The following is a 14,900-nucleotide window of genomic DNA, read 5'->3' on the forward strand; positions in this document are numbered from 1 at the left end:
CCAAAAAAAAGCGTGAGCCCCTCAAAGGCTCACGCTTCTATTTGCTTCTGTTTGCTTCTATGTCACACGATGCAACCAGCGCTTAATGCTGGCCGTCGTTCGTGCTGCGTGCAATGGCGACGAAGTCGCTTTCCTTGATATTGCGAATCACTTTGTCTTCGGCTTCAAGATCAAGTGAGCGGCACAAGAACAGATATACCGCGCCCGAGACGATCAGCCCGACCAGCCAGGCTACGTCAACGCCACCCAGCAGACGGGCGAAGTAGCCGATGAAGATCTCGTGATTGGCGGCGGAATCGTTGATGTAGAAGAACGGCACCATCGCAGCAAAGCCAATCAGGTAGGCCGCAATGCCGCGCATCTGCCACGCACCGTAAATGCCGTTTGGCGTGAAGAAGTCAGGAATCGCATAACGGCCCCGGCGCACGAAGAAGAAATCCACCAGGTTGACGGCCGTCCATGGCACGAGGAAGTACAGCATCAGCACGAGGAACTGGTGCAGCAGGTGGATGCCATTGCCGCCAATCATCAGCACGCACGACATCACGACGAGGCTGATGACGATGATCGAGATCACGCGTGCGCCGCGAGTGGGATTGATCTTATGGATCGAATCGACGCCGGTCAGCAGGGTCAGCATCGCGCTATAGGTGTTCAGCGCGATGATCGGCAAGAAGCCCAGCACCGACACGATCACGATCAGTTGTCCCAGCCCCGGCACGACGGATGAACCTACCTGGCTCATTGCCGCGAGCGCGTCGGACGACTTCAGCATTTCTGCCATCCATGCGCCCAGACCGATCATCCACGCGCCCGAGAGCGATGCCGAGATAAAGATCACGGTAATCAGCTTCGGACGGCTGGTGTTCTTCGGCAGATAGCGCGAGTAATCAGAAACATACGGTGCGTACGAGATGTTGTAGCTCGCACCAATCGCAAACTGAGTGGCAAACGCGATCCAGTTAAAGCCGAGTTCCGGGTTATGCACAGCAGGCGCGCCTGTCGTACCGAACATCAGTGCCAGCGTAACCAGTGCATACAGCGGCAGCGTGGCGATCAGGGCCCATTTGAAGACCTTGTGCATCAGGTCGTGGCCGTAGATCGACAGCAGCCCGCCGATAGCGATGGAGATGATGGTCACCATCGTCGGGTCCAGCCCGAACACGCTCTTCATGCCGTCCGCGATCAGCGCGACGTTGACCACGTTGAAGCCGACAAACACAAACAGCGTGGCGAGCAGCGCAAGGATCACGCCGCGATAGCCGAACTGTGCCCGCGACTGGATCATTTGCGGCAAGCCCATGTCAGGCCCTTGCGAGCCATGGAACGCCATGAAGATGGTGCCGAACATGATGCCCAGCGCGCCTGCGAGCGTGGTCCAGCCTGCGGTCAGGCCCATGCTGGGGCCGACAAAGCCAATCGAAATCGTAAAGAAGTGGAAGTTGCCAAGGAACCAGAACGGCCCCTGGCTGCTGAGTTTGGCGTGCCGTTCGCTTTCAGGCACGTAGTCGATTGAGCGGCTCTCGACTTCGATGCCACCGCCTCCGCGAGCGGCTTGATTCAGATTGGTCATGGGAATGGTCTCCTGATGGGTAGGACATGTGAGCCGCCTGGCCACGGCTGGAATCAATCCGGCACGGTGGCACGCGTATCGCTTCGTGAGCTGGCGCGACGCTGCTGTGTGGTGCGGCAGGCGTCATGCCAGCAAGGTGCAGGGCGGTGAGCATTCGCGGCGCTGGTACAACATTCCAGGCCAGCGCGCGTTGCCGCCGCCCTCGCGGTTTTTTCAGGCTTGAGGTGAGGCAGCCAGGGCAGTTGGGGCGGTTGGTTTAGCCGCGCCGCTCGACGCCAGGCAGCACGCACAACAATTCAAAGGCGAGGTTCGCGCCCAGCAGCGCGGTGGTGCCGAACGGGTCATAGGGCGGAGCGACTTCGACGAGATCGCAGCCGATGATGTTCAGCCCGTGGCTGCCGCGAATGATTTCCAGGGCTTGTGGCACGGTCAGCCCGGCGATTTCAGGGGTGCCGGTGCCGGGGGCGAAGGCTGGGTCGATGCCGTCGATATCGAAAGTGATGTAGACCGGCCCGTCGCCCATCTGCTCGCGGATTTGCGTCATCAGTGGCACCAGTGTCTGGTTCCAGCACTCCTCCGCTTGCACCACGCGAAAGCCCTGGTCGCGGCACCAGTCGAAATCTTCCGCGGCGTAACCCGTGCCACGCAGGCCGATCTGCACGACGCGTTTGCAGTCGAGCAGGCCTTCTTCAACCGCCCGGCGAAACGGTGTGCCGTGGGCGATCTTCTCGCCCATCATCGTGTCGTTGACGTCAGCGTGGGCATCGACGTGAATCAGGCCGACCTTGCCGTACTTGCGATGGATCGAGCGCAGGATCGGCAGGGTGATGGTGTGGTCGCCGCCCAGCGTGAGCGGCTTGGTGCCGTGCTTGAGGATGCTGTCGTAAGCGTCTTCGATGCGTTTGATCGAATCGTGCAGGTTGTATGGATTGATGGCGACGTCGCCGATATCGGCCACCTGTAATGAATCAAACGGCGCGGCGCGCGTGGCCATGTTGTAGGGGCGCAGCAGCGCGGATTCACTGCGGATCTGGCGCGGGCCAAACCGTGCGCCGGTGCGGTTCGAGGTGCCGAGGTCAAACGGCACGCCGACAAAGCAGGCGTCGAGCCCTTCGGCTGATTCGACATGCGGCAACCGCATCATGGTTGCAATCCCGCCGCTACGTGGCATCGCATTACCGCTGAGCGGCTGAAAGTGTTCGGCTTCAGTCATATTTATCTCTTATTAATGAATCTGGCACTAGTAGTAAGGGGGAATGCACCGGTAGCGATTTTTTACACGCACATAACCGCAAAGAAAATCTGCAAATGCAGACGTCAACATCGCGCACGGGCAATGTGTGGCGCTAATTCAAGCTGAAGCGGGTGCTGCAATCTGAAATAAAATTTTTATGGAAAGTAAAAATCAGATTGATTGAAAATGGTTTTAAAATAAATGCGTTCTGGTTATTGCGCTATTTTTTGCAATAATCGGAGAATTATTATTTCTGCTCTTTAAAAATATCCGTGCGAAGGTGCTTCAACCATTTTTAAGATGGATTAATTATTTCAATTGTCTGAATTTTTTCATCCCTGTTGTTGCGTTTTAAGAAATAAAAACTCGTTTGATTTTTTTGCCTGAGCCAGGCGGCAGTTCTGGTGATTTTTTTAAGTATTTTTTAACAAGGGGATTCACATGTTATTTTTTAAATTGATGGTTCGTCCCGTGGTGGCCGGTGGCCTGGCAATATTGGGTACCCATACCGCGTTTGCTGGCGAAATCTGTGGTGGTGAAACCATGCCCACTACGCCCCCAGTGCTGTGTGCCCAGGATTTTGGTTTGTATCCGGGCGTCGGCACGGATTCAGCCCCGATGATGCAAAAGGCGCTTGATTCAGCCTCGGAGCGGAAGCGGGGTTTGTTTTTCCCCGCGGGAATTTACCGTTTTGGCGAGCCGCTCAAAATACGAAGCCATAACTCGATCATTGGCTCAACCAAAGACGCGACGATTTTTGCCGGGCCAGTGCCGAATGGCCTGGCGACAGGGATGGGCGATGAAAGCTACAGTGCGGCCGTGACCGATGTCACGATCGAAAACATTATTTTCAACAACATCTATGTGCGTTTTTATGGGCCGTATAAACGCCGCATGGCTATCCGCTATAACGTCTTCATCAATACCAACCGGGCGGGTGAGCAACTGGCGGTGTCTCATATTCCCTATGAGGTCAGGGGCAATGTGCTGATGCGCGGCCCGAATTATCCGGGGCTCGGGCTGAGCACTTACGCTAACAAGGTCATTAATGGACGTGGCCTGCTGGTAGAAGGTAATTTCCTGGGCTCACCCGATCAGCGGCAGCGCGCCTCAACCTATGTCGACAATAAAACCGGTGCATTGATTGATCGCGTGCTTCAGTTACGCAAAGACGGGCGGCTTTCTTTTAGCGATGACCAGGGTAATTACGTTGCGGGCTGGTATGCAACGAGTCAGCTACAAGGCGCGGTATTCCGGCGGAATTATTTTGCGGGCAATACCCTGCGCAAATTGTGGAATCCGAAAACCGGGGAGGAGGACATCCAGCGCGATCACAATATCTATCTCAAGGAATATAACGGTGTCGATATTGTGCAGAATTATTTCTCGGGCTGGCCCGATCAGCCTGCCGGACAGCTTAAATTCCGCAACGCGCAGAATCTGGTGTTTGCCGCGAATTATCTCGATGGGATTTCGTTCAACGCCCGGCCTTATGACAATAGTTTGCTGATGTTCATGCGCGATACGTATATCTTTAATAATGTGCTGAAGCAAATCGAGGTTAATCACAAGCCTAGTGAATCGCTAGTGAGTTACTGGCAGAATTTCACCGATTCGCCATCCGCCAAAATTGATGTGCGTGATTATCTGGTATTCAGCAATCGTTTTGCTGCAGCGGATAAAGCCACGTGCCGTGTGACTGCGCCAAAGGTCACGCTAAGCCCGGGGCAGTTTCTGGCGGCAGACAATCGTTATGCAGATGGTTCGGCCGTGGCTAGTTGCGGTTCGGTGCGGGAAAGTACCGTCGAGCAGATGAAAGCCAGGTTGCCGCAGGCCAAGCACAAATATCTTGCGCTGCAGCCCATAGAGCCTGGTATGGCTAATGATTGGCCCGCATCAGATCCCGCAGTGAAGCAATAACAGTGAAACAGTGAAGCAATAAAAAACGGGGCGTCGAATCAGCATTCGACGCCCCGTTTCATTGGGTCGGGCCGTTCAGGGCACAACAGAAAAAAAAGAACACAAAACAGCAGAAAAAAAAGCACAACAGAACGGCCCGTGTTGCCTCGTTAAAACTCGTAGCCGATTTGCGTGCGCACGGCTGCATCGCCGGTTGATGTCACCGAGATCGCGCCATTGATCAGCCAGCGGCTATTCAGCGAGCGGTAGGTGATGCTGGCCGCTGTGGCCGAGCCGCTCTTGTAGTTCGCCGCACCCGCCGCAATGACTGTGCGGCCTGGGCCGGATGGCGTGATGTTCGGCATCGCCATCGCGGCGGCAGCTCCGGCGTAAGCATTGCGCGCCACGGAGTTGATCGCGTTTTGGGCGGAGTTGAAGCGGCTGTTCAACTGGTTGAGGTTCACCGCGTCGGTGGGCGCAGTGCCTGCTGCGACGTTGGTGATTTGCCGCTCGTTGCCTGCGGAGCCCACTGAAATTGTGTTGTCGCGGTCTGCCACTGAGCCCGGCCCGAGTGCGACGGAGTTGTTGCTATTCGCTTTTGCATCGGGGCCAATGGCCAGGCTGTTCGTGCCCGCAGCCGTTGCGCCAGGGCCAATCTGGTGGCTGCCTGAACCGGTGCCGGGCGAGAGCGTGGTGCCCTTGCTGTCGTCGATCAGCTTGTTGGTCACGAGGGTGTTCAGATTCGTCACGTCACCGCTCAGGTTGGTGATCTTGTCGCCGAGGTTGGTGATATCGGCATCCAGCGCAGTGAACTTCTTCTCCATCTCTTGTTTCAGCGTGAACAACTGGCTGCCATTGATGGCTTCCTTGCTGCTTGCAGCGATGAGGCCGTCCGCGACGTTGCCGATGACTGTGCCGTAAGAGCCGCCCATGGTGACGCGTCCCAGCGTGAGATCGTCGTAGACCACGGCAGTCAGGAGCTTGCCGGTGGGATCAATCACCCCGACTGATTTCAATTGGGCAATCGAGACTGCATCGGTGTCGCCCGTGCCGTTGGCGATGCCGCTCAGCACACGTGGGCCAGCGGTGCCTGCGAGGTTGATGAGGCGGCCATCGGTGGCGCTGGCAACCGTGATGGTTTTGCTGGTGGGGTCTTGCTGCACGAGGCCGGCCAGGCCGCTGGTGAAGTGATCGACCTTGGCGTCGAGGTTGGTGATGTTGGTGGTGTTGGTGGTGGTGGCGCCGTCGAGCTTGGTGAGTGCCTCGCCGATGCTGGTATAGCCCGTGCCCTGGATCGTATAGTTCGGGGCTTTGATCGAGCCATCGGCGTTGACCTCTGCGCCGCCGCCGAGTGCGGTAGCGATGCCCTTGAGCTGGCTGACGTTGACGGCGTCGGTATCGGCGGTGCCTTTGGCCATGCGGGTGATTCGGCGCTGGAGTGTTGCGTTGCCGATGGATACCGTGCTTTCACCGTCAGCCAGGCTGTCGTTTCCTAGCGCGACGGCATTTTTTGCTGAGGCTGTGCTGCTGATGCCAAGAGCGATTGAGCTATCGGCGCTGGAGGTTGCTGCATATCCAAAAGCTGAGGAGCGTGGCCCGGAGGCGTTTGAATACGTTCCTACGGCAGAGGCCTGGATATTGCCAGAGGCGTTTGCCCGGGTCCCGATAGCGACAGAAGAGCGGGTGGTCTTTGCGTGGTCGCCTATGGCGACTCCGCCGCCAGTACTTCCTTCACTGTCAACAATCTGCTTTGCCGCATTGCCTATCACCACCGAGCCGAGTCGACCTGTTTCATCCAACCAGTCTTTTCCGGTGCCGGTAACTACGGAGATCACCGCGCTATTGCCGATGGCTATGTCCTCAGACTGTCCTGGACGCGTCGTTGCGCCTTCCCCCTGAACAATTGCCGCTGCCGCATAAGCTGCGAGGCGAGGCTCGCTGGCGAGGCTGAGCGCTTGCGGTTGCCCGAACTTGACGGTTGCGGGTGTTGTGGAGAGGGGCTGTGCTTGCGGTAGGACGCTTGGCAGGCTGTTCGTCAAGGTTTTATCCAGACGCTCGTCTTCGCTTATTTCGATAACGGCAGGGGGCGTTTCAAGCATGGCGGGATCAGATTCCAGCGCTACGGCATGGCTCGTCGAAAACATCCCTGCGATGGCGCTGGCCAAGGTTGTGGTGAGTACCATCTTATTTGCGCCAGAGCCTTTGCCTTGCCCACGGGCCAGTTCAGAGGCCGCCGACCAGCTTTGTGTCGTGGCGTTCCAGAGCGTGCGATAAATCTTGTTCATCAATGAAAAATCCAGGCAGAGATAAAAATGAAATGAATATGTAATACGCGGCGAAATTTATGAAAATGGAAAACCCTGCTCTATAAGACTTTTCCTAATTTAGGAATTTTCTTGGTTTTCTCTGGGAAATTTCTTAATTTTGAGAATTGTTGGTGATTTGGCTGAAAGTCTTGCTGGATGGGGGAGAGCGGGGAATCGCTGATTGATATCAAAAAAATTTTTAGCGTCTGATGATGATGTTTTTTTACAAATATTAATTAAAGATGAGCTTGACTAATTGATCCTATGATTCATCAGCGACTTGATCTGGCTCGCTGGAATGACGTGAAGAGCGCCACCTGGTAAGGCTTTGCTCAGTATTGGATGGCGCTGCGCCAGATGCCAGATTAAGCATTTATTGGATTTAAATTTGCCCCTTCTATTAATCTGGTTTTAAAGATTCTTTTGATAATTGGACTGACGGCTAAAGCGGCTTTAACGCGCGTCTTGAAATTAAATTAACCGGTAAAAATGAAAGCGGGTTCGCGCGAAGCCATGGCGGTGAACTAGTTAACTCGCGTTTGCTGTTTGAGAATCTCGGCAATCTGCGTGACCAGGCGGCTTGCTGTGCGCCAAGGCCAATAGGTGGCAGATGGCGTGGTAATTCAGCCTGGGCAGGCTGTGTCGCCGTGCCAGGCAGGCTCTTGTGGCGGTAAAACGCTGGTGCTAAACGGCAAAAAGCCTGGCGCATGGCCAGGCTTAATGAGGGGGCTTTGTCAGCAGTGGGAGGGCGTCGAATGATGCGACGCGCTGTTTAATCCTGCTGGGCCGTTCAGGGCAGAACGCAGAACGGCCCGTGTTTCCAGACTGCAAGCAAGGCTTAAAACTCGTAGCCCATTTGCGTGCGCGCGGCAGCAGAACCGGTGTTGGTTACCGAAACCGCACCGTTGATCAGCCAGCGGTTATTCAGCGAACGGTAAGTGATGCCTGCGGCAGCGGCTGCCGCGCTCTTGTAGTTCGCTGCGCCTGCCGCGATGATCGTGCGGCCCGGGCCGGATGGCGTCATGTTCGGCATCGCCATGGCAGCGGCGACCCCGGCGTAGGCATGACGGGCCACGGAGTCGATCGCGCGCTGGGCGGAGTCGAAACGGCCGTTCAACTGGCCGAGGTTCACCGCGTCGGTGGGCGCGGTGCCCGCTGCGACGTTGGTGATTTGCCGCTCGTTGCCAGCGGAGCCTACGGAGATCGTGTTGTCGCGGTCGGCCACTGAGCCTGATCCGAGGGCGACTGCGTTATAGCCGGTGGCTTTCGCTTCTGCGCCCATGGCGATGCTGTTGGCACCACTGGCTGTTGCACCAGGCCCGATCTGAATGCTGCCTGCGCCCGTGCCCGGTGAGAGCTTTACGCTCGTGCTGGCGTCTGCCAGCTTGTTGGTCACGAGGGTGTTCAGATTCGTCACGTCGCCGCCCAGGTTGGTGATCTTGTCGCCGAGGTTGGTGATATCGGCATCCAGTGCAGTGAACTTCTTTTCCATCTCTTGTTGCAGCGTGAACAGTTGGCCGCCATTGATGGCTTCCTTGCTGCCCGCAGCGACCAGGCCGTCCGCGACATTGCCGATGACTGTGCCGTAAGAGCCGCCCAGTGTGACGTGCCCTAGCGTGAGATCGTCGTAGACCACGGATGCCATGAGCTTGCCCGACGGATCAATCAGGCCAACTGATTTCAACTGGGCAATCGAGACTGCGTCGGTGTCGTTGGTGCCGTTGCCAATTCCGCTCAGCACGCGTGGGCCAGTGGTGCCTGCGAGGTTGATGAGGCGGCCATCGGTGGCGCTGGCAACCGTGATGGTTTTGCTGGTGGGGTCTTGCTGCACGAGGCCGATAGTGCCGCTGGTGATGCTGCTGACTTTGGCGTCGAGGTTGGTGATGTTGGTGGTGTTGGTGGTGGTGGCACCGTCGAGCCTGGTGAATGCGTCGCCGACGTTGGTATAGCTCGTGCCCTGGATCGTATAGCTCGGGGCCTTGATCGAGCCATCGGCGTTGACCGCTGCGCCGCCGCCGAGTGCTGTTGCTACGCCCTTGAGCTGGCTGACGTTGACGGCGTCGGTATCGGCCGTGCCTTTAGACATGTCCTTGATCTGACGGGTGCCGCTGGTGCCGTTGAGGCTGACGGTGACACCGTCGGTGTCTTTGGCGATGGTGATGATTTTGCTGGTGCCATCTTGCTGCACCAGGCCGGTAGTGCCGCCAGTGATGCTGCTGACTTTGGAGTCCAGATTGGTGATGTTGGTGGTGTTGGTGGTGGTGGCACCGTCGAGCCTGGTGAATGCGTCGCCGACGTTGGTATAGCTCGTGCCCTGGATCGTATAGCTCGGGGCTTTGATCGAGCCATCGGCGTTGACCGCTGCGCCGCCGCCGAGTGCTGTTGCTATGCCTTTGAGCTGGCTGACGTTGACGGCGTCAGTATCGGCGGTGCCTGATGACATGCCTTTGAGCTGGCGGGCACCAGCTGTGCCGGTGAGGCTGACGGTGGTGCCGTCGGTGTCTTTGGCAACCGTGATGGCTTTGCTGGTGGCGTCTTGCTGCACGAGGCCGGTAGTGCCGCTGGTGATGCTGCTGACTTTGGCGTCGAGGTTGGTGATGTTGGTGGTGTTGTTGGTGGTGGCACCGTCGAGCCTGGTGAACGCGTCGCCGACGTTGGTATAGCCCGTGCCCTGGATGACGTAGTTCGGGGCCTTGATCGAGCCATCGGCGTTGACCGCTGCGCCGCCGCCGAGTGCTGTTGCTATGCCTTTGAGCTGGCTGACGTTGACGGCGTCAGTATCGGCGGTGCCTGATGACATGCCTTTGAGCTGGCGGGCACCGGCTGTACCGGCGAGGCTGACGGTGGTGCCGCCGGTGTCTTTGGCAACCGTGATGGCTTTGCTGGTTGCGTCTTGCTGCACCAGGCCGGTAGTGCCGCCGGTGATGCTGCTGACTTTGGCGTCCAGATCGGTGATGTTGGTGGTGTTGTTGGTGGTGGTGCCATCGAGCTTGGTGAATGCGTCGCCGACGTTGGTATAGCCCGTGCCCTGGATGACGTAGTTCGGGGCCTTGATCGAGCCATCGGCGTTGACCGCTGCGCCGCCGCCGAGTGCTGTTGCTATGCCTTTGAGCTGGCTGACGTTGACCGCATCGGTATCGGCGGTGCCAACTGCGAGTGAGGCGATTTTCTTGCTGGCCATATCGAGATTATTGTTGGCGAAAATCCCGTCTTTAGTGATTTTTAGTGCGCTCTTTCCGCCAGCACCAAGGTGGATCGAATCCGGATTGGGTGCGACGATGTACGAGCCCCAGCCACCCTTGTCGTCATAAGAAATGAGCGCTGCCTGTTTGCCGCCACCACCCGCATCGCAAACTGAGCCGCTTGTCGAAATGGCACCTGGAGTCGTTGATGACAAACATGAAGCTTCTGCCGAGGATGTGGCGAGGATGCCGACGGCGAAAGAATTAGCGGGTGCCGCAATGGCGCTGATTGATCCCATGCTCCCGCTTCCAGCGAGTATCACGGCGGCGAGAATTTTTTTATTCGTCCCATTTTTACGCCGGCCACGCGCGAGTTCAGATGTAACCGACCAGCTTTGTGTCGCGGTGTTCCAGAGAATGCGATAAACCTTGTTCATCAATGAAAAATCCTGTCAGAAATTAAAACCGGGATAATTTGTAATTTCCGTGAATTTATGGTTATGGAAAAACCGGAGCCATAGGAAATTTCCTAATTTGGGAAATTTCCCGGCATAAGTAGGAATATTCTTAATTAATGGGATAGTGGATTTTCGGTGGAAATCTATGCTGGCTGGGGGTGGGAGAGCTTTTCTGGCTAATATCAAAATTGTTTTAAAGACGGCTATTGGAAAGATGTTTGATTAATTGGCCTGATGATTATCCTTGGGCTTGATGTTTTCAGTTTGGCTAAACAAGAAATCATCTGATTGATTTAAACTTGCCATTCCGATTAATCGCTTTGATAGATTATTTTGGTAATTGCCGTTAAAAATTGGCTCGATCACGGAGATCATCTTGAAATTAAACTCACAGGCAAAAATGAAAGCGGATTCACCCAGCGCTGAAAGGAACCGTTTGGCCGAAACCGCTGGTTACAACCAGAGTTTGCCGTTCGATAACATCGTCAATCTGCGTGATCTAGGTGGTTTGCCCGCTGCGAATGGGCGGACCATTCAGTCTGGGCGCTTATACCGCAGTGCTAATCCGGGTCTGGCGAGCGCCGCCGATATCACGCACCTGAAGATGCTGGAGCTCGATGTGGTGGTGGATTTCCGCGCGCCCGGCGAGCGTTCTTCTAGCGAAGCAGCATTTGCTGCAGCATTTTCATGGCGGCAGGAACCCGTGCTGGTGGGTAACTTGTCGCCCGCACAGTTGCTGCCCACGCTGAAAAATTTCTCACTGAACGATGCCAGTACGATGATGAGCGGCATTTACCGCGCGTTTCCGCTGGATTACCAGGCGCAGTTCAAGGCCCTGCTGACGCTCGCGGAGCAAAACCGCACCATGTTGTATCACTGCACCGCAGGCAAGGACCGCACCGGCTTTGCCACCGCATTGCTGCTGTCGGCGCTGGGGGTGGAGCGCGAGCTGATCGTCGAAAACTATCTGGCTTCCAACCTTTGGTGCGCTGTCGTCAGCCCGGAAATGGCCGCGCGGATTGCCGAGGCGGGGCTCGATCCCGCTGTGCTGGGCTGCTTGCTCAGCGTGCGGGAAGACTATCTGGATACGGCATTCAGCATCATCGAGCGGCAGTACGGCGGCATGGAGCGGTATTTGCGCGAGACGCTGAAGGTCGATGTCGAGGCATTGCGGCGCAATTATCTGGTGTGAAGCGGGGGTGAATCGGGTGTGAGGGGGCCGTCGTGCCCGCGTGACGGTGAGCTGCGTGCTGTATTGCAGGCGCGGGTGCGGCCGGGTGTGTCCTGATGTTGCCTGGCGTTGTTAAGTGTTGTCAGGCACTTCCGGGCATTGCCTGATGCGGCCGGATGTTGCGATAGCACCCGCATTACCCCTTGGCACCCTGTTGGCGCTTTAAATTTTTCTGGAGGCTCACATGCCCAATTTCACGGCGCTACGCGCTGGTCTGGTGACATTCAAAGGCGATCCTTTTCTTGCAGCCCCTGATGCGTGTCTGGTCTACGAGCCCGATGCCATTGTCGTGATGGGCGGTGGCAGGATTGTCGATGCTGGGCCTGCGTCCGAGGTGCTGCGCCGCTTGCCGCAAGGCGTGACGCCGCAGCATTACCCGGATGCAATTTTGTCGGCGGGCTTTATCGATGCCCATGTCCACTATCCGCAAACCGAAATGATTGGTGCGTTCGGTGAGCAACTGCTGGAGTGGCTTAACAAGTACACCTTTGTGGCTGAGCAGAATTTCGCCGAAGCCGCACATGCGCAACGCGTCGCGGGCATTTTTCTGCGCGAGCTGCTGCGCTGTGGCACGACCACTGCTGCGGTGTATTGCACGGTGCACCCCACCTCGGTCGAGGCCTTTTTCGCTGAATCCGCGCGCTTCAACACCCGAATGATCGCGGGCAAGGTGCTGATGGACCGTCATGCGCCTGCCGCGTTGCTCGATACCGCCGATCTGGCCTGGTCGCAAAGCAGCGCGCTGATCGAACGCTGGCACAAACGCGGGCGGCAGCTGTATTGCGTCACGCCGCGTTTCGCACCTACCAGCAGCGAGGCTCAACTGGAGGTTTGCGGCGCGTTACGGCGCGCGACCCCTGACACCTATGTGCAAACTCATCTGTGCGAAAACCTCGATGAAATCAAATGGGTCGAAGCGCTGTTTCCCGAGCGCAAAAGTTATCTGGACGTGTATGCACACGCGGGCCTGGTGGGGCCGCGCTCAATCTACGGCCACGGCGTGCATCTCACGGAAGCGGATTTTTGCACCTGCCACCAGAGCGGCGCGGCGCTGGCGCATTGCCCGACGTCCAATCTGTTTCTGGGCAGCGGCTTGTTCCGCCTGTTCGACGCAAAGCAAGCAAAGCGGCCGGTGCGTGTAGGGCTTGGAACCGACGTGGGCGGCGGCACCAGTTTTTCGGCATTGCAAACGATGGGCGAGGCATACAAGGTGGCGCAACTCAACCAGACCCGGCTGAACGCGATCCAGGCGTTTTATCTGGCGACGCGTGGCGGTGCCGAAGCGCTGCATCTGCAAGACACGATTGGCACCATCGCGCCAGGCTACGAAGCGGACCTTGTGGTGCTGGACCGCAAGGCGACACCACTGCTGGCATTCCGCTCGGAGTACTGCAAGGACATCGTCGAGCAACTGTTCGTGTTGATGACGCTAGGCGACGACCGGGTGGTTCAGGCGACGTATGTCGCAGGCGAATGCGTGTATCAGCGCGGTGAGGAGGAAACCGCGTTTCGTTATCCGGCGGCGGCCGCGGGAGCCGCAGCGGATGTTCCACTGCCCGGCTGAAGCGGTGCTTGCTGGACGCTTGGACCCCTGGCCGCCTGTGCGGCCAGATACCGGTTAAGACATTCTTGAGATTGTTCGTTTGCCTTGGCTTGAACGACCAGACTTGCGGCTTGATCGAGTCGTGCGGCCTGCATGGCTTTGTCGCCAATCTTTTGCGAGTGGCCCATCCGAATGAATAAGCTTTTGACCAAGACCATGCTCGTTCCGCGTTACCAGACGCGCTTCACCTGTGTCGGGCCGGAGTGCCCGGATACGTGCTGCTCGGGCTGGCGGATCACAATCGACAAACCCACTTTCCAGCGTTACAAAGCCACCGGACACAGCACGCTGAAGCCGCTGTTCAAGCTGCATGTGAAACGCAACCGCCAGGCGAGCGGTGACGCGGAATACGGCGTGATCAAGCTAGACGGCCCCAGCGGCACGTGCGGCATGCAGGCTGCGTCAGGGTTGTGCCAGGTGCAGTCGAGCCTGGGCGAGGATGCGCTCTCCAATACCTGCCACGCGTACCCGCGCCATACCCGCCAGTTTGCTGGCGCATTCGAGCAAAGCCTGACGCTGTCGTGCCCCCAGGCTGCCCGGCTAGCGCTGCTCGAACCTGATGCGTTTGAGTTTGAACAGGTGCCGGTTACCGCACGCGACGAAACCGTCATGGCTCATCCGCCGGTGCCGGGCCTGGACCATGACACGATGTTTGCCATCCGCACCTGGGCCATGCAGTTGCTACACACGCGCCAGTTGAGCGTGGTTGAGCGTCTCGCGGTGCTGGGTTTGTTTTGTGACCAGATCGAAGCATTGCTGGAGCAAAAGCAGCCCGAACGCCTGCCATTCCTGCTGGAGCAAATGACGCTTGCGGTTGAAAGCGGAGCGATCCTTGAAAGCCTCGCTAGCTTGCCGAGCAATGAAGCGCTGCATGTGGAGCTGTTTGCCCGCTTCTTGTGCAACCGGAATATTGCGTTTCGCTCGGTGCATCAGCAAAACATCTTCCGGCAGATCGCCATGGGTCTCGGCGCGGATGAAGAAGGGACGGCATCCGTCGCGCAGATCGAGGCACGTTACCGCGCGGGCCGTGAACTACTGGTGCAAAGCGCAGGGCTTGAAGCGGTGCTGGAACGCTATTTACTTAATGAAACGATCCGCGAAGCTTTTCCGTGGGGCCATGGCTCGCCGCTGTTCCATTACCGTCATCGGCTGGTGTGTTTTGGCGTGGTGCGGATGATGCTGGCGGGCTATGCGAATACTCAGGGGCATCCGCTTGCAGAGGCTGAGGCCGCTGAAGTGATTCAGGTGTTTTGCCGGGCGTTTCAGCATAACGGGGCGTTTGCTAGCAGCATTGAAAACATCCTGCATCAGTGCGAGTGGGAATCGCTGCACCAGTGGATTGCATTGCTTAAATGATGTGGGGGGTGTGATCTGGCGTAGTGGTTGTTGTTGCTAGCTGGAAGCAGAAGGAATG

At 57.3% G+C, this 14,900-nt stretch carries 9 protein-coding genes; 5 read left to right on the forward strand and 4 right to left on the reverse strand.

Features of this window, described 5'->3' with window-relative positions:
• Window positions 1-82: 82 nt before the first annotated feature.
• A complete protein-coding gene (locus GH656_RS03490) occupies window positions 83-1,573 on the reverse strand; it encodes a purine-cytosine permease family protein (protein WP_153074599.1) in 1,491 nt (496 codons plus the stop codon).
• Between the two features lie 28 nt (window positions 1,574-1,601).
• Between GH656_RS03490 and GH656_RS03495 the strand changes: the two genes are divergently transcribed.
• Window positions 1,602-1,796, forward strand: coding sequence for a hypothetical protein (locus GH656_RS03495; protein ID WP_153074600.1), 195 nt, complete (start codon window positions 1,602-1,604; stop codon window positions 1,794-1,796).
• A 33-nt stretch (window positions 1,797-1,829) separates the two neighbouring features.
• Here GH656_RS03495 and speB read toward each other — a convergent pair whose 3' ends face one another.
• On the reverse strand, window positions 1,830-2,786 hold the full coding sequence (gene speB, locus GH656_RS03500) for an agmatinase (RefSeq protein ID WP_153074601.1): 957 nt from the start codon (window positions 2,784-2,786) through the stop codon (window positions 1,830-1,832).
• Between the two features lie 462 nt (window positions 2,787-3,248).
• On the opposite strand from speB, the gene GH656_RS03505 reads away from it, so the two are divergent.
• Complete coding sequence (locus GH656_RS03505; RefSeq protein ID WP_153074602.1) at window positions 3,249-4,727, forward strand: glycosyl hydrolase family 28-related protein; 1,479 nt, start codon at window positions 3,249-3,251, stop codon at window positions 4,725-4,727.
• A gap of 149 nt (window positions 4,728-4,876) precedes the next feature.
• On the opposite strand, the gene GH656_RS03510 is transcribed toward GH656_RS03505, so the two are convergent.
• Both GH656_RS03510 and GH656_RS03515 read right to left on the reverse strand, forming a co-directional pair.
• Window positions 4,877-6,991 carry an ESPR-type extended signal peptide-containing protein gene (locus GH656_RS03510; protein WP_153074603.1) on the reverse strand — a complete coding sequence of 705 codons (2,115 nt, stop codon included), beginning with the start codon at window positions 6,989-6,991 and terminating at the stop codon, window positions 4,877-4,879.
• Between the two features lie 859 nt (window positions 6,992-7,850).
• Window positions 7,851-10,631 (reverse strand): ESPR-type extended signal peptide-containing protein, encoded by a 2,781-nt coding sequence (locus GH656_RS03515; protein ID WP_153074604.1) that lies wholly within the window; start codon window positions 10,629-10,631, stop codon window positions 7,851-7,853.
• Window positions 10,632-11,088: 457 nt separating this feature from the next.
• On the opposite strand from GH656_RS03515, the gene GH656_RS03520 reads away from it, so the two are divergent.
• The 3 genes from GH656_RS03520 to fliB all read left to right on the forward strand — a co-directional run bounded on the left by GH656_RS03520 (window position 11,089) and on the right by fliB (window position 14,842).
• Window positions 11,089-11,844 (forward strand): tyrosine-protein phosphatase, encoded by a 756-nt coding sequence (locus tag GH656_RS03520; protein ID WP_246184195.1) that lies wholly within the window; start codon window positions 11,089-11,091, stop codon window positions 11,842-11,844.
• Window positions 11,845-12,067: 223 nt separating this feature from the next.
• Window positions 12,068-13,447 (forward strand): guanine deaminase, encoded by a 1,380-nt coding sequence (guaD, locus tag GH656_RS03525; RefSeq protein WP_153074605.1) that lies wholly within the window; start codon window positions 12,068-12,070, stop codon window positions 13,445-13,447.
• A 171-nt stretch (window positions 13,448-13,618) separates the two neighbouring features.
• Window positions 13,619-14,842: a flagellin lysine-N-methylase gene (fliB, locus tag GH656_RS03530; protein WP_153074606.1), complete on the forward strand. Its 1,224-nt coding sequence runs from the start codon at window positions 13,619-13,621 to the stop codon at window positions 14,840-14,842.
• The last annotated feature ends 58 nt before the right edge of the window (window positions 14,843-14,900 follow it).

Origin of the sequence: Paraburkholderia bonniea (assembly GCF_009455625.1) — a bacterium.
Taxonomy (GTDB): domain Bacteria; phylum Pseudomonadota; class Gammaproteobacteria; order Burkholderiales; family Burkholderiaceae; genus Paraburkholderia; species Paraburkholderia bonniea.

Bases quoted from the DNA above. Each gene is read 5' to 3' on its own strand.
- GH656_RS03510 (WP_153074603.1), bottom strand. From the start codon at position 6,991: ATGAACAAGATTTATCGCACGCTCTGGAACGCCACGACACAAAGCTGG.
- guaD (WP_153074605.1), top strand. From the start codon at position 12,068: ATGCCCAATTTCACGGCGCTACGCGCTGGTCTGGTGACATTCAAAGGC.
- GH656_RS03515 (WP_153074604.1), bottom strand. From the start codon at position 10,631: ATGAACAAGGTTTATCGCATTCTCTGGAACACCGCGACACAAAGCTGG.
- fliB (WP_153074606.1), top strand. From the start codon at position 13,619: ATGAATAAGCTTTTGACCAAGACCATGCTCGTTCCGCGTTACCAGACG.
- speB (WP_153074601.1), bottom strand. From the start codon at position 2,786: ATGACTGAAGCCGAACACTTTCAGCCGCTCAGCGGTAATGCGATGCCA.
- GH656_RS03490 (WP_153074599.1), bottom strand. From the start codon at position 1,573: ATGACCAATCTGAATCAAGCCGCTCGCGGAGGCGGTGGCATCGAAGTC.
- GH656_RS03505 (WP_153074602.1), top strand. From the start codon at position 3,249: ATGTTATTTTTTAAATTGATGGTTCGTCCCGTGGTGGCCGGTGGCCTG.